The organism is Actinocrinis sp., assembly GCF_035946395.1.
Taxonomy (GTDB): Bacteria; Actinomycetota; Actinomycetes; order Streptomycetales; family Catenulisporaceae; genus Actinocrinis.
This window is the reverse complement of the sequence record NZ_DASYZI010000175.1, coordinates 1-17,311: the sequence shown is the minus strand read 5'-3', so window position 1 is coordinate 17,311 and position 17,311 is coordinate 1. Positions and strand designations below refer to the sequence as shown.

Here is a 17,311-nt window from a genome sequence, read left to right as displayed (position 1 = left end):
GCTCTCGGTCATCGCGCGGTCCGTGTATACCAAGGGCTTCTCGACCTCGGTGATGATGTGCTTGACCACCTGCACGTCGCCGTTCACGTCCCAGACCGCGATGCCCGGCGAGAGCGTGGGGATGATCTCCACGGCCCAGCGCGGCAGGCCGAGCACGCGGCCCGTCGCGCGCGCCTCGTCGGACTTCTGCATGTAGATCGTGCGGGTGGAGGCCATCTTGAGGATCGCCGCCGCCTCCTTGGCCGCCGCGCCGTCTATCACGTCGGACAGGTGGTGCACGACGGCGACGAAGGACAGGCCGAGCCGTCGGCCGAACTTCAGCAGCCGCTGGAACAGCTGCGCCACCGAGGGCGAGTTGATGATGTGCCAGGCCTCTTCGACCAGCAGGATGCGCTTGCGCCGGTCCGGTCGCAGCCAGGTGTGCTCGAGCCAGACCCCGACGATGGCCATCAGGATCGGCATCGCGATCGAGTTGCGGTCGATCGTCGAGAGGTCGAAGACGATCAGCGGCGCGTCCAGGTTGATGCCGGACGTGGTCGGGCCGTCGAACATGCCGGACAGGTCGCCGTCGACCAGGCGGTCGAGCACCAGCGCCACGTCAAGGCCCCAGTCGCGCACGTCGTCTATCGCGACGTTCATCTCCTCGGCGGCGATCGACTTCGGGTCGCGCAGCGCATCGACGACGTCGTGCAGGATCGGCTGGACGCCCGCGCGCAGGGCGTCGGCACGCACCGTGGCGTGCGCGGCCTTGAGCGCGTAACCGGAGCGCTCGTCCAACGGGTGGCCGAGGGCGACCTCGATGATGGTGCGCAGCAGCGCGAGCTGGCCGGTGAGCGTGATCGCCGGGTCGAGCGGGTTGAGCCTGATCTGCGGTCCATGCTGCCCGCTGCCGCCGCGATGGTGCGGGTCGAGCCGGATCGGGGTGACCCCCAGCGCCTCGGCGATGTGGTTCCACTCGCCGACGCCGTCCTCGCCCTGCGCGTCGAGCACCACGACCTGGCGGTCCTTGAACCGCAACTGGCGCAGCACGTACGTCTTTTCCAGCGAGGACTTGCCGTTGCCCGACTCGCCGAGCACCAGCCAGTGCGGCGCGGGCAGTTGCTGGCCGTAGAGCTGGAAGGGGTCGTAGATGTAGCCCTTGCCGCTGTAGACCTCACGTCCGATGATCACACCGGAGTCGCCGAGACCCGGGGCGGCGGTCGGCAGGTAGATCGCCTCGGCCTGGTTGCTTGAGGTGCGCACCGGCAGCCGGGCGGTCTCCTTCTTCCCGAACAGGACCGTCGTGAAGGCGTCGACGAGCAGGTCGGTCATGCTTCCGCGAGCCATCGGCTACCTCCGCACTCCAGTCGCAAACGGCAGGGTGTTGACGAAGGCGCGGTGGTGTTCCCGGTCGCACCATTCGAGCTTCAGGAAGGACTTACCCGCCGATGCACGGATCGTACGCTTGTCACGGGAAAGCGCTTCCGGCGAGCGCGAGGAGACGGTGATGTAGCCGACCAGGTTGACCCCCGCGGCACCGGCGGCCAGGTCCTCGCCGCGCAGGTCGACCCGGGAGGAGTGGGCGCGCTCGCGCGGGTCGTCGATCCGGCCGAGCTTGGCTTGGCGGCGGTCCTCGGCGTCCACGTTGACCTTCTCGGTCAGCATCCGCTCGATCGCCACCTCGGTCGGCTCCAGGTCCATGGTCACCGCGACCGTGCGGATCACATCCGGGGTGTGCACAAGCAGCGGGGCGAGGAAGTTGACCGAGACCGGGGTCATCGGCCACTCGCGGATCCACGCGGTGGCGTGGCACCACGGCTCGCCGGTGGCCGACTCACGGGTCTTGGCGCGCAGGTAAAGCTGCGCGGAGCCGTCGAACTCGGCCGGCCAGGCACCCCGCTCGCTCATCACCTCGCCATGGTCGATCAGGTGCTCGGGGTCATACATCGAGTGGACCAGCGAAGCGAGCGCGGGCACGTCCAGCGGTCGGCGCACCTTTATGTCGGCGTCGGCCAGCCGTGCGCAGATGTCGGTCAGCTCACGCACCATGATGATGCAGAGGCCGCGGTCGGTGTCCGCTCCCCCGGCCATCACGCGCGCCTCGGCCGCAAGTTCGCGCGAATAGGGCATCGACGCGGTCAGATACGCGCGGTGCTGTTCGCTGGATGTGGAGACCATCGAAAGCAGATGGTCGTACGAGTCCCGCAGCCACTGCGCCGCTTCCGGATCGCCGCGCTTGAGCACGTCCTTGGCGTGCGCGTCGGGATCGGCAGGCAGCGTGCGGGCGAGCATCTGAAGGCGCGTCACGAAGCCGTCGCCGTTGGCCACGTGCCGCAGCAGGGTGCCGAACCGGTCGACCAGCGCCTCCTGGTCTTCGGCGTCGCGCGAGCCGACGCCGGGCCCCTCGATCTCCAGCGTGCAGGTGACCATGCTGCGGTCGAGATGCATCAGGACCGCGAGCCTGTCCGGGCCGAAGTTCGCGGTCAGCCAGCGGATCTGGCCGATGCCCGGCGGCGCCTGGACGGGCAGCTCGGCACCGCCGAGCCGGGTGCCCGCCTCGACCTCGCCGGAGGCGTAGCGCGCGGCGCCCGAGCGGGTAAGCCGCCGATAGCTGCGGTCGATCTCGAACCAGCGGTAGAGCGTGCGCCGCCGATACGGCAGGAACACCACGGCGGCAGCGGCCGCCGGCAGTCCGATGATCGTAAGGATCTTGAGGAACAGCGTGGGCACCGCGAAGGCCGCGATCATCGCCAGCGCGCCACCGACCACGAGCACGGCCAGTTCGCCGGTCTCGCGGTTGCGCCCGACGATCGCGTTCGGCTTGGCCTTGCCGATCAGGAACGAACGGCGGCGCTCGACGCCTTCGCTGGCCACGATCAGCTACTCCCGCCGGTGCGTCCGCCGTCTTCTGGAATACCCCGGCCCGCGTCGGCACCGCGTCCGGCTTGCCCCCCGTCCCGTGGGAGCGGCGGTGCGGGCGGAGTGGCCGGTGGCTGCGCGGGTGGCTGGCCACCGCCGCCGGCGCCGATCGCCGCCGGATTGCGCGTGGTGGTCAATCGCGCCGCGGCTCGTGCTCCGTCCGCCGCGATGCCCGCGGACATGCCCAAGGCGGCCACGGCCGGTCCGGCGAGCGGGTTGCCCCCGATGGCGCTGCCGCTGCGGCCTGCGTGCGCGGCGATGCCCTGCTGCACCCGCGCGGCCGGGCCGTCCATCGCGCCCGCGGCGGCCTCAGCCGGTGCGCCGGACGTGCGCGCGTTGACGGCGAGCATGTCGTCGCCGAAGCTCGGCACGAAGCGGAAGATCAGCCCCGAGGCGAAGATCGACAGCAGCATGATGGCCAGCCCGGAGAGCACCGCGCCGATGGAGCCCTGCCCGGTGCCGCCGCCGGAGATCGCGGTGGCGAGTCCGAGCACAATGATGATCACGGGTTTCGCCAGGTCGACGGCGATCATCATTCCAGCCCATCGTCTGATGTGATGCCAGAGTGATTTATCCACCAGTCCGGCGTACACGGTGGCTGCGAGCGCCGCGCCGACGTAGAGCATCGCCGCCCTGATCAGCAGCTCGATCCACAGCACCGCCGCGGCGATCATCGCGATGATCGCGACGAAGATCAGCAGGATCGGCCCGCCGCCGAGGTTGGCGGTCTGGCCGTTCGGCGGATCGAGCGTGTTGGCGAACGAGGCCAGGTAGTTGTTCGTGTCCTTCGACGTGCCGGACCCGATCGCGCCGGTCACCGAGTCCGTGACGCGCACCATGCCGTACAGGATCACCGGCGTGAATGCGGACGCGCCGACCGCGAGCCACAGGAACCCGGTGGCCTCGGAGATCGCGGTCACGATCGCCTCGCCGCGTACCGCCCGCTTGATCACCGCGAGCAGCCACAGCACGATGGTCAGGATCGAGGAGGCGGCGAACACGATCGCGTACTGGGTCAGGAAGCCGGAGTTGGTGAAGTCCACGTTCGTGCTGCCTTGGACCACCCCCGCGACGGCCCTGATGACCGAGGCGGCCGCCTGCGCGGTGTCGTGCGCGATGGCCCCGACCGGGTCGGTCAGCAGCGAGGCGGTCGACGCGCTGTTGCTGCCGTTCGCGCCCGACCCGGACGCTCCGGATCCGTTCACCAGTTTCCCGGTGTTCTCGCAGGCCTGTTTCAGCAGCCCGAAGAGCACTGAGCACGGATCGTCCTGGGACAGGCTCACCATCGATTCAGCGGACATACCGCAATCCCCCGAACAGGTTGACTGCATCCTGCAACGCTTGGCCCGCGGAGGGCACCTGCTGCCCGCTCGTCGGGACGGGCCCGTCCTTGGAAGTCAGGGACACCCACTTCCAGTCGCCCTGTGTCCAGCGCAGCGCAACGGTCGCCGTGGACCAGGCCTCGACGACGGGGTGAGTGGAGCCGGTGCCCACCAGCCCGGAGATGGTCACGTTCCAGACGTCGACGGTAACGCTGGTGCCGCTCTCGCTGTCCAGGCTCACCCCGATCGGGGTGCAGCGCTGGAGGAAGTTCAGTCCGCTCGGCGCGGAACCGTCGGCTGACAGGCCGTTGCCGACGTTCGCCTGCTTGTACGCCGTGTCGAGCTGGCTTTCGAGATCGGACGCCTTCTGCGGGTCGGCAATCGCGTCGATCAGGCGATGCCGGGCCGAGGTCTTGGTCATGGAGGGCAGGTAGAACGCCACGACGTAGTTCGCGGCCGCGGATTCGGCGCCCGCGGACGTGTGCGGATACCCGATCGGGATGTTGTCGGCGGAGTTCGTGGGCAGGCTGCTGCTCTGGATCGGGACCGCCACGGGGCCGCTCGCGTTCGCCGCGGAGTCGCTGGACCCGGTGCCGGTCGACGCGGAGGGCTGGGTGCCGGCCTGCGTGTCGGTGGAGTGGTGCGTGGTCCGGTTGACGATCGTGATGACGACCACCAGTGCGATCAGCGCGCCGAGCAGGATGAGCGGGCGGCGGCCGCGACGCGGCCTCGGCTCGTCGTCGAGGTACGGGTCGGGGGGCAGCTTGACACGCGTGCGCGCTTCGGGCGTGTTCTGCGCTGTGTCCAACGGGTACGACCCTCGATCGGCTCGGCTCCTGGGGCGGGCCATCAGGCCTCACCCCTACTGGATATGGAAACCAGTGTCACCGGTACTCGGACCGGTTGAGCAGCCGTACACGCCGCAGAGCCTGCGCACGTCAGCCGTTGGGCCGCCGCCGCAACCGATGCACCCACCCGCTGAGCCACGGCTCAGATCGCCATGCCGTAGACGATGGTGAACAGGGTGCCGAGCGAGCCGATGATGAACACGCCGGTCAGTCCGGCGACGATCAGGCCCTTGCCCTGCTCCGCGCTGAACGAGTCGCGCAGCGCCGTGGCGCCGATGCGCTGCTTTGCCGCGCCCCAGATGGCGATGCCCAGGCAGAGCAGGATCGCGGCAGCCATGATGACCTCGATCAGGACCCGTGCCTGCTGGCCGACTTTCCCGAACGGGCCCCAGTCAGGAGCGATTCCACCGATGATCGTATTGATATTCCCGCCATTGGCCGCCGGCACTAGCGTATGCCAGGCGGCATGAACGGGCAGAGAAGTCAGGAGAGTAAGCACGCTGCACCCCCGGTCGTCGGGTCGTCATCGGTGTCCAGTGTTGCCAGTATGGGGGTGTTTTGCGCCCTCGAACAGGAGCGCACGGCCCGTAGTGCGAAGACTGACGTCTTGTGGCCGTCGCACCTATCATAGGGCTCACTACCGCGCGCCGACCGTGAGAATGCCAACCGACAGCAGTGCCAGGGCCGCTTGCCAGGGGAGGGAGGGCCGCGATGCCCCGACGCCGGTTGATCTGGGTGCTGGGCGGCACGCTGCTGACCCCCTTCGTGATCGTGGCCGTAGTCGCGCTGGTCGCGGTGGGTATCAGCGGGTCCGAACTCCAGGCGCAGCAGGCCACGCTGGCCACCGGGACGGTGCCCGCGTCGTTCGCCTCGATGATCGAGGCCGCCGGGTCTTCCTGCTCCCAGATGAGCGCGCCGCTGCTGGCCGCGCAGCTGTACCAGGAGAGCGCCTTCGACCCGCACGCGGTCTCCCCGGCCGGCGCGCAGGGGATCGCCCAGTTCATGCCGGGCACCTGGCCGAACTGGGCCTCGGCGCAGGACGGCGACGGCAAGCGCGACGTCTTCAACCCCGCCGACGCCATCCCGGCCGCGGCCCGCTACGACTGCGCGCTGGCCCGGCAGGTCTCGAAGGTCCCCGGCGACCAGATCGACAACATGCTGGCCGCCTACAACGCCGGGCCGGGCGCGGTGCTCGCCGCGAACGGCGTGCCGTCGATCTCCGAGACGCAGAACTATGTGAAGAACATCAGGATCCTGGAGAGGGCGTTCACCGCGCCGAGCGGCATCGTCGCTGTGAGCAGCGTCGCGGTGCGTGCCATCGCCTTCGCCTACGACCGGCTCGGCACGCCTTACCTGTGGGGTGGCACGGGCAGCGTCGCCGATCACGGAGAGTTCGACTGCTCCGGACTGACTCAGGCGGCGTACGCGAGTGTCGGCGTGGCGATCCCGCGTGTGGCGGCGGACCAGTGGTATGCGGGGCCGCATGTGCCCAGGGGCCAGCTCCAGCCGGGCGATCTGGTGTTCTTCGCCTACAACACCAACGACCCGAGCACGATCCACCACGTCGGCATCTACGTCGGCGGCGGGGCGATGATCGACTCGCCGCACACCGGGGCGACGATCCGCTTCGACACGATCGACGGCTTCGGCGGCTACATCGGCGCGGTCCGGCCGTACGCGCAGGTACCGCAGTGGCCGGTGGGGCAGCCCACTTCGAGTACGAGTGCGACCGCGAGTGCTGGGGCGGGCACGACTTCCTGAGCTGCGGCCTTCGCAGATCTGGGGCGCGTCCAAGAAGTGAGCCGGTTCAGCGGGCCGCCTTCGCGGCTGGGGCGAAGCCCTCGGCCAGTTCGGTCCTGGCCCGCCAACCGGTCGCGGTGTGGAAGGCGTCCGAAGAGATCCGCAGCGAGCGGCCCAGAACCTCGGCGCGGCTGCCGAGCAGTCGGCGCGTGAGGGACGGGAGGAATTTGGCCGAGCCGTCCACGCCGGCGGCGGTGCCCAGCGCCCGCGCCCACTGCGCGCGGTGCGCAGGTTGGCCGGCCACGTTGTAGATCCCGGTCGGGGCGGCGAGGGCCGCGACGACCGCGGCGGCGGCGTCCTCGATCGTGATCGGTGAGACGTACCCGTCCGGATCACCGCTCAGGACCGGCTTTCCGCGCCGTACCCGCTCCAACTGCCAGCGGGTGAGCGAGTCGGCGCCGTAGAACATGCCGAAGCGCAGGACGACGGCGAACCGGTACTGGTCCGCGAAGCCCATCGCGTTGTCGGCGGCGGTCAACGACGAGACGGTGAGCGGGTGGACGGCGAGCGGAGACCGTTCGGCTATCCAGTCCTGCCCGCCGTCCGCGTAGACGAGCGAGACAGCCTCCTGAATCAACCGCAGCGCTCCGCAGTCGGCCGCGGCCTTGGCCAGGATCGCGCTGCCCTCCGTGCGGATCCGGTCGTTCTCCCGCCACGCCGAGGTCCGCATCATCGCCGGGCCGGCGGGAATGTGCGTGGCCAGATTGCACACGACGTCGTGCCCTTCGATCGCGGCACGCATCGCGGCGGCGTCGAAGAGATCCACCCGCGCGCTCTCGGCGCCCAGCGTGTAAAGGATCCTGCTCTTCTCCTGGCTGCGGGCGATCCCGGTGACCTCGTGACCGCTGGACACGAGCCGCCGCACAGCGGCCGTCCCCAGCACACCGGTCGCACCGGCTACGAAGACACGCATCCGTCGGCACCCTTCTCGGTAGCGACCTGAATCCCTACCGTAACCATCCTCCATTCGGGTCGTTGGAGAGGACGAATCCCCCAACGGATCATCCGTTCGGCTTACACCATGAGTGAGTACCCATCCGAGGTGGCGAAAGTGAACGCAGCGGCGGCACACCGTAGGGGGCGATCGGCGGCGCTCAGACTCGGCCTGTTCGTGCTGAGCGCCGGTACGGTGGCAGCCGCCGCAGGGTGTTCGTCGGTGTCGCCAAGCGTCGTCGCCGATCCGGTCGCAACGAATCCGGTCGCCGCGGTACGTGACGCCGCTGTCGCGTCTTCGAAGATCCACACCGCGAAGGTGGCAACGACAGTCGTCATAACGGTCGGCGGCGCCGACCGCCACTTCACCGGCCTCGGCAGCTTCGACTTCGACCATCAGGTCGGGGCTATCGTCCTGCGGACACCGCAGAGTCCGACTCCCCTCGACGAGATCATCACCCCCGCGACGCTGTACCTACGGCAGCCCGGCGTGGACGCGAAGTGGAAGTGGGTCGACGCGACCAAGCTGCCGGACGGGGATCTGATCAGCGCCGGCTACACCAGCCCGGTCTTCGACTTCGCACTGCTGCGCGGCGTGAGCGCCGACGCGGCGCATGGCGGCGCCGGGCGTTACGACGCCGCGCATAATGACACCGTGCATAACGACACCGTGCATTACGTGGGGCAGGACAAGGTCCGTAACACGCCGGTGACGCACTACAGCGGGACGCTGGACCTGACGGCGTCGGCACAGCAGGCGCAAAACCCGATCAAGGACGAACTGCTCCGCGCCTCACGCGCGTTCGCGCAGAAAACGGTCCCCTTCGATGCTTACCTGGACGCACAGGGCAAGGTACCCGAGTCGTGACGCACTTCAGCGTCCCCGCCCAAGCACCGCAACGCGGCGCGGTCCGGATCGCGGCGACCACGGACCTGTTCGACCTGGATCAACCGGTCACCGTGGTCACACCACCCGCGCAGGATTTGGCAGCCACCCGGCCGAGTCCGTCGACCGCGCACTGAGGCCAGGCGGGCGGGCCTTACCGAACTAGGCATGCCGCGCGGCGGATGGCCCGTCCGGGCCATGGTTGCCCGTCGGACCGGTCTCTATGCTGACAAGGGTCGGCGGAAGACCGCGGGGGACTGAAGCCTTACGCGATCGCGCGTTCAAGACGGTAAGGAGGTGACCGGATTGCGTACGGCGCAGCATACTCCCGCTCCCCTGCACGATCCGGCGCCGCGCCGCGAACCGGCGCACAGCCATGGCCACGGCCACGGTCGGCTGCTGCGCGCCGCTTCCGTTCACGACCGGGTGGCGCTGGACGAGATCGAGCTCTATGCGGAGCTGATCATCGCGGCCCAACGCAGTGACGAGCCGCTCTCGCATGAGGACATCGACGCCGTTCTCGGCCTTCGGCCCCCGGGAACGATCAGCACCTGCTGAACGGTCGGCGCCCATCAAGCCTTCCGCCGCGCTCTGCGGGGCATTGCCGACACTTATTCTGGCTATCAGCGCTCAATCCTATATACGCTTATATGCTTCACTATGCGTCTATATGCGTTGAATTCTTCCCCTGATCGCACATCAGATCGCACGGCGACTCGTCACGTGACGCAACCGCCCGACCACGTGCAACCACCATCCGGCGCGAGATCCGTCACACGCTGCGCAATCGGTGTCGTTAGCGTTTAGCATCCTTGTGGTCATGGAACCCCACAGTTCCCGACAACCGCTCCATCACCGGCCAACGTCGGCCACGCCCACAAGGCGACCGCCGTGCCCCGGCTCCCCGGGGCGGGAACGTGAGAGCCCGCCCGAATCCCCGCCCGGAGATCCCTGTGCGCCTGCGTCTGACCCCGAAGGAGACCAGCTTCTACGATCTGTTCGCCAAAGCCGCGGACAACCTGGTCGTAGGGGCGGCTCTGCTCACCGAGTTGCTCGGCACCGACCTGGCCGGACGCACGGCGATCGCCGAGCGGATGCGTGACGCCGAACACGCGGGCGACGAGGTCACCCACGCGATCTACCGGCTGCTGAACTCCTCCTTCATCACGCCCTTCGACCGCGAGGACATCTACCATCTCGCGGCCCGCCTCGACGACGTGATGGACGACATGGAGGCGGCGGTGGACCTGGCCACCCTCTACCAGGTGGAGGCGCTGCCCGCCGGGGTCGCCGACCAGGTGGACGTGCTGGTGCGGGCGGCCGACCTGACCGCGGAGGCGATGCCGCGGCTGCGCACGATGAAGGACCTCACCGAGTACTGGATCGAGGTCAACCGGCTGGAAAACCAGGCCGACCAGGTTTACCGCAAGCTGCTGGCGCACCTGTTCTCCGGCGAGTACGACGCGCTCACCGTGATGAAGCTGCGGGAGATAGTGGAAAATCTGGAGGCGGCGGCGGACAACTTCGAGCGCGTGGCGAACACGATCGAGACGATCGCGGTCAAGGAGTCATGACCCCGTGCAGACGCTCGGCCTGATCACGGTCGTCGTGGTCACCCTGGGGTTCGCCTACACGAACGGCTTCCACGACTCCGCCAACGCCATCGCCACCTCGGTCTCCACCCGCGCGCTCACCCCGCGCGCGGCGCTGGTCATGGCCGGGGCGATGAACCTGGTCGGCGCGTACGTAGGCCTGGAACTCGGCGGCGGGGTGACGAAGTCCATCGTGAACGGCATCATCTCCACGCCGCCACAGGGCGGCAGCGGCCTGGTGGTGGTGTTCGCCGTGGTGGCCGGGGCGATCGTGTGGAACCTGGTCACCTGGTACTTCGGGCTGCCCTCGTCCAGTTCGCACGCGCTGATCGGCGGCATGGTCGGTGCGGGGCTGGCGGCCGGGCTGACCGTGCACTGGAGCGGGGTGTGGGACAAGGTCGTGCTGCCGATGCTGGTCTCGCCGCTGGTGGGCTTCGTGCTCGCCTTCGCGCTGATGCTCGGGATCCTGTGGGGGTTCCGGCGGCGCCGGCCGGGCCCGGTCACCCGGAGCTTCCGGATGGCGCAGACCGTGTCGGCGGCCGGCATGGCGCTGGGGCACGGTATCCAGGACGCGCAGAAGACGATGGGCGCGGTGATGCTCGCGCTCATCGCGAGCGGGCACGCGACCAGCGCGAGCGAGGTGCCCTGGTGGGTGCTGCTGGCCTCGGCGCTGTCCATCTCGCTGGGCACGTACGCGGGTGGCTGGCGGATCATGCGCACGCTCGGCCGGCGGATCATCGAGATAGACCCGCCGCGCGGCTTCGCGGCGGAGACGGTGTCCTCGCTGGTGCTCTACTTCACCGCGTTCATCTACGCCGCGCCGGTGTCTACGACGCAGATCATCACCGGCTCGATCATGGGGGCGGGGGCCACCAACGGACGCAACTCGGTGCGCTGGGGCGTGGCGAAGAACATCTTTTATGCCTGGTTCCTGACCATCCCGGCGGCCGGCGTCTGCGGCGCACTGATCTACGAAGTGAGCCATGCCTTGGTCAGCTGACCCCTGACCTCTGACTGCCGACCGCCGACCGCCGACCGATGGTTGAAATAGCTGACACCATGTCACCTGATGCCGCATCAACCGACACTTTGTCAACTTGCGACGGCGATCAGCGTCACGCCATCTGACGATGTTTCACGTGGATCATGAACTCGGTGGCTGATCTCAACAGGCGGCTTCCGATGCTCCAGGGCGTTGGAGATCTTGGCCAGATCAGCGCAATGACCAGCCGGGATGCGGAGGCCGATCGCGCTCGTGTCCCGCGCAGGACGTCCGGCGTGGGACACGAGGCCAAGATCTTCAGCACCTCCTGGTGCGATGCCCTAGAGGCCGAACTCGCACCACACCGACTTGCCGGTGTCCAGCTGCCGCGCACCCCACGACGAGGCGAGCGCGGCGACGATGCCGATACCGCGGCCGTCCTCGTCGGTGTCATCGGCCAGCCGCCGCCTGGGCAGATGGTCGTCGCCGTCGGACACGTCCACGATCAATCGGCGGTCGGTGCGGCGCAGCCGGAGCCGGACCGGCTGCTTGCCGTGGATCGCGGCGTTGGCCACCAGCTCGCTGACTGCCAGCACTCCGGCGTCGCACAAGTCGTCGCCGACGTGCCAGCTGCGCAGCACCCCTGAGGCGAAGGCGCGGGCGTGCGCGGCGATCTCGGTGCCGCCGACCAGGTCGAGCCCCGCCGAGCGGAACAGCTCCGCGCGCTGCCCCTGCCACCGCGGCACGTGCACGACCAACAGCGCGACGTCGTCGTCGTGGTCCGCGGGCAGGTCCATCCCGGCAAGCAACTCGTCGCGGACCAGATCGACCGGGCCGGCGCGACGTACTCCGTGCCGACCGGCCGAACGCTGCATCGGTAGCTGCGGGGCTCCGGCGAAGACCCTGCGCAGCAGGCCGATCTGGGTGTCGAGGTCCGTGCCGCGCCGCTCGACCAGGCCGTCCGTGAACAGCGCGAGGTAGGAACCCGGCGGCACCGCGACGCAGGCCTCCTGCCACGTCCACTCTCCGGTGCCGAGCGGTGGCCCGCCGGCACCCTCCAGTTCGACGATCACACCATCCGGTAAGCGCAACAATGGCGCGGGATGACCCGCGTTCGCGTAAGTCAGCACGTGGTCGTCGGGGTCGTAGACCGCGTAGACGGCCGTCGCGAGCGCGCCGAAGTCGCAGGCCCCCGCGCTGATCGAGCCCTCGGCGTAGGCGACGCCCTCCAGTTCGGCGGCGTGCCGGTCGAGGTGCAGCAGCAACTCGCCGGGCGGAAGGTTGGCCGCCGCATACGCACGGACAGCCGCGCGCAGCTGGCCCATCACGGCCGCCGCGTGAACACCGCGGCCCATCACGTCGCCCATCACCAGCGCGGTTCGCCCGCCGCCGAGCGGGATCACGTCGTACCAGTCCCCGCCGACCTGGAACTCGCCGGGCTCGCTGCTTCGCCGCCAGGCGTCCTGCGTCTGATCGGACTGCTCGTCCGCGGCGCCGGGGAGATAGACACCGGCGATGCGCAGGTCATCAGGCTGGGAAAGGCGCTGCGGCAGCAGCGAGCGTTGCAGGGCGACCGCGGCGTAGCGGTGCCGACGCTCCCCTGCACGCAGCCGGTCGACGGCCGCGACCTGTTCGGTGCAGTCGACGATGGTGACCAGCGCGCCGGTCACCGGGCCGCCCTCAGGATGGTGCACTGGCGAACAGGTGACCCGCAGCACCGCGGGGCGCTTTGCCGGACCGAAGCCGTTCACGCGCACTTCGGGCGCGGTGAAGACGGTCCCGGTCGCGTAGACGTGGTCCAGTGCGTCGAGCAGCCCGAGTTGCTCGAACTGCGGCACCAGCCCGGCCAGCGGGCCGCAGGCGTCCACGGGCAGGCCGAAGGACTCGCGGAACGCCCAGTTCAGGAAGTCCACCCGATGGTCGTGGTCCCGCACGAGCGCGACCGCACTGGGAGCCGTGCCGAACGCTGCGGCCAGCAGCACGCCGACCCGCTCGCCGGAGACGCGGTCCTCGCGGTCCGCGGGACGCAAGAGCGCCTCGGTCAGCTCGTCGCCGAATCCGTCGAGACCGGGGTCGCCCAGCGCGGAATTCTTCAGCGCGGTGTTGTTCTTCAGCATGCCGTTGCTCGCGGAAGTCTCGTGGAAAGCCGTCTCGTCGAAGACGGTGCGATTGAAGGCCGGATGGTCGAATACGGCGTCATGATCGAACGTTTCGTGATCAAACACAGTGCTTCGATCAAACACGGTGTCCCCATCAAACACAGCGTTCCGATCAAGCGTCGCGTCATGATCGGGCGCGGCCTTGCGATCAGGCGCAGCGCCGTGATCGAAAACAGCGTCGTGATCGAATGCTGCGTCCGCTTGGCCGGACAATGCGGTGCGGTCGGACAACGCCGCGATCGGCGCGTCAGGCTTCCAAGCCACGGGTAGTGGTGTCCTCTCCAAGTGCCAGCCGCCGGCCGCCCGATCGTGGGCGCGCCTGCCCAGCGCGCGATCGACGGCTTCGACGGAGCTGCGCGCTTGGAACCGGATCGCTCGCCCCACCCGGAACAGCAGGTGGGCCCAGTCTGCCGGACTGGACAGCGTGGGGTGGGGGACAACCACGATCAACCATTCGATCGAGGGACAACCGGGACCGGTTCCGGTCGCGTCGGGCCTGGCTGGCGACGGTTCCCGGCCAATCACTCGAACGGATGACCCCGAGCGGGCCGACGACCAGGCCCGTCGCCAGACGCGGAAGCTGAGCAGCGAGAGGAGCGCGTAGAGCACGTGGACGGCACGAACAGCGCGGACAGCGCGCTGCGACGATGGGTAACTACGAGCAGCCTGGAACCGCCCCGGCGCTGCCACCGGACCCGCCGCCCGCCGCCGCAAGTTGCAGCAGGCCGCAGAGCGTGCTGTCGGAAACCAGCCAGCTGCCGTTGACCTTGACGGCCTTGCCCGCCATGCCGCCCATCACCACGGCGCCGTTCAGCGAGATCTGGTACGTGACGTCGGCGTCGGTCGGCGAGGGGAACATGACCTTCTGCACCGTCGCGCTGGCTTGGCCGACCCGCGGATCGGAGGCGAAGGCCTGGACGGCAGGCTTCATCGTCGTGGTGCCGTTCTCCAGCAGGGCTTCCTTCTGGGTGATCGGCGTGTCTTTGGAGAAGAAGGACTGCCAGACCTGCGTGACTGCGGCCGTGTCGGCGTTGGCGCTCGCCGCCGTTGAGGGGGTCACCGACGACGTTGCGGCCGTACTGCCGCCCGAACTGCCACATGCGGCAAGCAACGCCACAGCGGTCAATGAAGTGAGGGTACGGATAAGGAGAGTCAAGGTTTGCTTCCGCACCATCCTTGAACTGTGATGATGGAAGCCAAACCGCAGGATGGTCATTACATTCCCTCCACTCGCCTCCAGGATGGGAACGCGCAATAACTTTGATATCCCCGGCGTAAGAGCCGCGAACCCGCGCGCATGCAACAGGTGCGTTCCAGTTCCGGACTGCCTCAAGCTCATCCTCGGTGGCGGCGGGGCGGCGTACCGCGCCTCCCACCGGGCATTGTTCTGCCATAGCATCAGGCTGTTGGGCGACTTTGCTGAGGGGTGCCGGTGGTTGTCCGCATTGGTCCCGGGATCGATCCGGGCTGGTTGATCGCGGCCGTGGGCGTGGGCTTGGAAGTCGTCGGCTGGTACCAGATCTCCGGGCAACCCACCGAAGCCCAGCAATTGCCCTACTTGGCCTCGGCCACCATTCCCGGTGCCGCGCTGATCGTGGCTGGAGCGGTGCTGATCGCCGGTCGCCGACACGTGGAACCGCGCGGCGGCGTACGCGGGACGTACGCGGCGGCTGGCGTCATACAGCGCGCTGGGCTGTGGGCGCTGCCTGACGGCAGTTACGTGCATCGCGGGGACTGCCCGCTGCTCGACGGGAAGCCGGACGCGTACGAAGTCACGGGCGCCGATGCCGGACGTGTTGACGGGGACAGGACGCGTGGGGGCGGCGCGCCGGCCGACACGTCGGACGGGTCAACTGGCACTGGCACGTCAGCTGGCACGTCGGCCACTCCGGCTCCGGCACGGCCCTGTCCCATCTGCGAGCCCGATCTAGCCGCCGTGACCCAGTGAGAGTGTCGCAGTGAGCGCGGGGGCTGGGCAGCTGGCCGTCGCCGGACTCGGGATCGGCGCGGTGGCCGCGCTCTCCGGGGTCGGGGTCATCGCGACGTACCGCGTTACCGGCGTGCTCAACGTAGCCTTCGGCGCGATCGGGATGTTCGGCGCGTTCCTGCTGCGTGCGGCCGTTCGGGACTGGGGGATCCCGACCGGTGCAGCCGCGGCGCTGATCGTGCTCGGCTGTGCTCCACTGTTCGGGCTGCTGCTCGACGCGGCGGTTTTCCGGCCGCTGCAACAGCGGGCCGCCGGCGTTGCCGCGGAGCTGACCGCAGGGTTCGGCGTCATGGTGCTGTTGGTGGGCATCGCTACCGCGGTCTGGGGATCGGGGGCCCGCACGGACGCGCCTTCGCTGCTGCCTGCGGGAAGCATTCAGCTCGGCGGACCCGGCGGACTGACCGTGTCGGTCGGCGTCCTGGTCGAGCTCGGGCTGCTCCTGATCATCGCAGGCACGTTGGCCTTGCTGACGCGCAGCCGGACGTTCGGGGTCGCGATCCGCGCCGTGGTGGACGACCGCGGCCTGGCCGAGCTTCACGGGCTGCCCGCGCGTCGGCTGGGGCGGCTCGGGTGGGCGCTCGGCTGCGCACTGGCGGCGGCGGCCGGGATGCTGCTGGCTCCGCAGCTGCGGCTCGACGCGGTCACCTTCACGCTGGTGCTCTTCGAGACGCTCGGCGTCGTCGTGGCGGCGCGGCTGGTGAACCCCGCGGTAGCCATCGCGGTCGCGTTGGCCACCGGGATCGGCCAGGCCGAGTTGATCGGGATTCAGCTGACGGGCCGTCCGGGCGAGGTGCTGTCGGCGGTGCGTTCCAATCTCTTCGTGGCGGTACTGCTGGTCGCGGTGTGGATCGCACCGGCGTTCCAGGAGACGCGGGAGCGGGTGCTGACCGCGCCGCGCAAGGCCGCGCTCGCCGAGCGGGTCGGCGGCTGGTGGCCGGTCGTGGCGCTCGCCGTCGCGGCGGCGCTGCTGCGCTCACCGGATGTGGGCATTGCACAGCAGATCCCGGCGCTGGCCGTGGTGCTGCTCTCCTTCAAGGCGCTGAACACGGTAGGACTGATCTCCCTAGGCCAGACCGCCTTCGTGGGGGCGGGCGCGCTGGTGGCCGCGTGGACGCCAGGGCTCGGGCTGATCGCCGCGCCCGCGGCGGGTGCGGCGCTCGGGCTGTTGTTCGCGCTCCCGGTGGCGCGAAAACGGCCACTGCATCTGGCGCTGACCACGCTCGCGCTGGCCACCGCGGCGAGCCGGTTCATGTTCGAGCAGCCGCTGTTCACGCCGCCGCTGGCGCACCGTCCGGCCTTCCTCTCCGGTGATCGCGCCTTTCTGCTGGCCGAGGCGGTGAGCCTGGGTCTCGTGGCGCTGGTGCTGACGCCGCTGGATCACGGACGGATCGGGCGGCGGCTCGCGGCGATCCGGGACAGCGAACCGGCGGCGCGGACGCTGGGCGTTGACGTCGAGCGCATCCGGGTTCTGGTGTTCGCGCTGGCCGGAGCCGTCGCAGCATTCGGCGGTGCGTTGTGGGTGGGCGCCGCCGGAGCCTTCGACTCAAGTGCCTTCGACCCGTTGCGCGGGCTGATCTGGCTGGCCGCCGCGACCGCCGTCGGTGTCGCGAGCGCGCCCTCGCTGATCCTCGCGGCGGTCGGGATGGTAGTCGCCGACACGGTGATTCCGGGAGCTTCCGCGATCATCGTAGGAATCGCGGCGCTCACTGTGCCCTGGCTGCGCGGTGAACCGGCCGAGTCGGCGGTGGCGGTGCGAGCGAGGGCGGTCTCGTGACCATCGCGTTGCGCTGCGCGGGAGTGCGGGTCCGCTATGGCGGGATCGAGGTCCTGCACGAAGTCGGCATCGCCGTCCCGTTCGGCGCGGTGACGGCTCTCGTCGGGCCGAACGGGGCCGGAAAGTCCAC

Annotated in this window: 17 protein-coding genes; 9 read left to right on the top strand and 8 right to left on the bottom strand. The window is 69.3% G+C overall.

Features of this window, described 5'->3' with window-relative positions; translation table 11 throughout:
* From VGS97_RS11290 to VGS97_RS11270, 5 genes are all read right to left on the bottom strand, one after another.
* On the bottom strand, window positions 1-1,326 hold a 1,326-nt coding region (locus VGS97_RS11290; protein WP_326853309.1), incomplete at its 3' end, for an ATP-binding protein.
* A 3-nt stretch (window positions 1,327-1,329) separates the two neighbouring features.
* The gene (locus tag VGS97_RS11285) at window positions 1,330-2,859 is read right to left on the bottom strand and encodes an SCO6880 family protein (RefSeq protein ID WP_414641690.1); all 1,530 of its coding nucleotides are present in this window, start codon (window positions 2,857-2,859) and stop codon (window positions 1,330-1,332) included.
* Window positions 2,856-4,199, bottom strand: a complete 1,344-nt coding sequence (locus VGS97_RS11280; protein WP_326853307.1) for a hypothetical protein — start codon at window positions 4,197-4,199, stop codon at window positions 2,856-2,858. The genes VGS97_RS11285 and VGS97_RS11280 overlap by 4 nt, the downstream gene beginning before the upstream one ends.
* Window positions 4,189-5,028 carry a hypothetical protein gene (locus tag VGS97_RS11275; RefSeq protein ID WP_326853306.1) on the bottom strand — a complete coding sequence of 280 codons (840 nt, stop codon included), beginning with the start codon at window positions 5,026-5,028 and terminating at the stop codon, window positions 4,189-4,191. The genes VGS97_RS11280 and VGS97_RS11275 overlap by 11 nt, the downstream gene beginning before the upstream one ends.
* A gap of 182 nt (window positions 5,029-5,210) precedes the next feature.
* A complete protein-coding gene (locus VGS97_RS11270) occupies window positions 5,211-5,516 on the bottom strand; it encodes a hypothetical protein (RefSeq protein ID WP_414641689.1) in 306 nt (101 codons plus the stop codon).
* Between the two features lie 263 nt (window positions 5,517-5,779).
* Here VGS97_RS11270 and VGS97_RS11265 point away from each other — a divergent pair, with 263 nt between their 5' ends.
* Window positions 5,780-6,829, top strand: a complete 1,050-nt coding sequence (locus VGS97_RS11265; RefSeq protein ID WP_326853304.1) for an NlpC/P60 family protein — start codon at window positions 5,780-5,782, stop codon at window positions 6,827-6,829.
* 46 nt (window positions 6,830-6,875) lie between these two features.
* On the opposite strand, the gene VGS97_RS11260 is transcribed toward VGS97_RS11265, so the two are convergent.
* Window positions 6,876-7,781, bottom strand: a complete 906-nt coding sequence (locus VGS97_RS11260) for an NAD(P)-dependent oxidoreductase (RefSeq protein WP_326853303.1) — start codon at window positions 7,779-7,781, stop codon at window positions 6,876-6,878.
* Between the two features lie 108 nt (window positions 7,782-7,889).
* Here VGS97_RS11260 and VGS97_RS11255 point away from each other — a divergent pair, with 108 nt between their 5' ends.
* From VGS97_RS11255 to VGS97_RS11235, 5 genes are all read left to right on the top strand, one after another.
* Entirely contained in the window at window positions 7,890-8,669 is a 780-nt protein-coding gene (locus VGS97_RS11255) for a hypothetical protein (protein ID WP_326853302.1), read from the top strand.
* Window positions 8,666-8,824 (top strand): hypothetical protein, encoded by a 159-nt coding sequence (locus VGS97_RS11250; protein WP_326853301.1) that lies wholly within the window; start codon window positions 8,666-8,668, stop codon window positions 8,822-8,824. Before VGS97_RS11255 ends, VGS97_RS11250 begins: the two co-directional genes overlap by 4 nt.
* A 160-nt stretch (window positions 8,825-8,984) precedes the next feature.
* The gene (locus tag VGS97_RS11245) at window positions 8,985-9,245 is read left to right on the top strand and encodes a hypothetical protein (protein ID WP_326853300.1); all 261 of its coding nucleotides are present in this window, start codon (window positions 8,985-8,987) and stop codon (window positions 9,243-9,245) included.
* A gap of 395 nt (window positions 9,246-9,640) precedes the next feature.
* Window positions 9,641-10,261 (top strand): DUF47 domain-containing protein, encoded by a 621-nt coding sequence (locus VGS97_RS11240; protein WP_326853299.1) that lies wholly within the window; start codon window positions 9,641-9,643, stop codon window positions 10,259-10,261.
* Window positions 10,262-10,265: 4 nt separating this feature from the next.
* Entirely contained in the window at window positions 10,266-11,279 is a 1,014-nt protein-coding gene (locus VGS97_RS11235) for an inorganic phosphate transporter (protein WP_326853298.1), read from the top strand.
* Between the two features lie 323 nt (window positions 11,280-11,602).
* Here VGS97_RS11235 and VGS97_RS11230 read toward each other — a convergent pair whose 3' ends face one another.
* Window positions 11,603-13,378 (bottom strand): ATP-binding SpoIIE family protein phosphatase, encoded by a 1,776-nt coding sequence (locus tag VGS97_RS11230; protein ID WP_326853297.1) that lies wholly within the window; start codon window positions 13,376-13,378, stop codon window positions 11,603-11,605.
* Between the two features lie 21 nt (window positions 13,379-13,399).
* Between VGS97_RS11230 and VGS97_RS11225 the strand changes: the two genes are divergently transcribed.
* Window positions 13,400-13,690: a hypothetical protein gene (locus VGS97_RS11225; RefSeq protein WP_326853295.1), complete on the top strand. Its 291-nt coding sequence runs from the start codon at window positions 13,400-13,402 to the stop codon at window positions 13,688-13,690.
* 385 nt (window positions 13,691-14,075) lie between these two features.
* On the opposite strand, the gene VGS97_RS11220 is transcribed toward VGS97_RS11225, so the two are convergent.
* Window positions 14,076-14,636: a hypothetical protein gene (locus VGS97_RS11220; protein ID WP_326853294.1), complete on the bottom strand. Its 561-nt coding sequence runs from the start codon at window positions 14,634-14,636 to the stop codon at window positions 14,076-14,078.
* Window positions 14,637-14,852: 216 nt separating this feature from the next.
* On the opposite strand from VGS97_RS11220, the gene VGS97_RS11215 reads away from it, so the two are divergent.
* Window positions 14,853-15,368, top strand: coding sequence for a hypothetical protein (locus tag VGS97_RS11215; protein ID WP_326853293.1), 516 nt, complete (start codon window positions 14,853-14,855; stop codon window positions 15,366-15,368).
* A gap of 10 nt (window positions 15,369-15,378) precedes the next feature.
* Entirely contained in the window at window positions 15,379-17,181 is a 1,803-nt protein-coding gene (locus VGS97_RS11210) for an ABC transporter permease subunit (RefSeq protein WP_326853292.1), read from the top strand.
* The last annotated feature ends 130 nt before the right edge of the window (window positions 17,182-17,311 follow it).

What these genes read in the sequence shown, in the direction of transcription:
- VGS97_RS11260 (WP_326853303.1), bottom strand. Translation starts at nt 7,781, where the DNA reads ATGCGTGTCTTCGTAGCCGGTGCGACCGGTGTGCTGGGGACGGCCGCT.
- VGS97_RS11220 (WP_326853294.1), bottom strand. Translation starts at nt 14,636, where the DNA reads ATGACCATCCTGCGGTTTGGCTTCCATCATCACAGTTCAAGGATGGTG.
- VGS97_RS11255 (WP_326853302.1), top strand. Translation starts at nt 7,890, where the DNA reads ATGAGTGAGTACCCATCCGAGGTGGCGAAAGTGAACGCAGCGGCGGCA.
- VGS97_RS11280 (WP_326853307.1), bottom strand. Translation starts at nt 4,199, where the DNA reads ATGTCCGCTGAATCGATGGTGAGCCTGTCCCAGGACGATCCGTGCTCA.
- VGS97_RS11230 (WP_326853297.1), bottom strand. Translation starts at nt 13,378, where the DNA reads ATGCTGAAGAACAACACCGCGCTGAAGAATTCCGCGCTGGGCGACCCC.
- VGS97_RS11265 (WP_326853304.1), top strand. Translation starts at nt 5,780, where the DNA reads ATGCCCCGACGCCGGTTGATCTGGGTGCTGGGCGGCACGCTGCTGACC.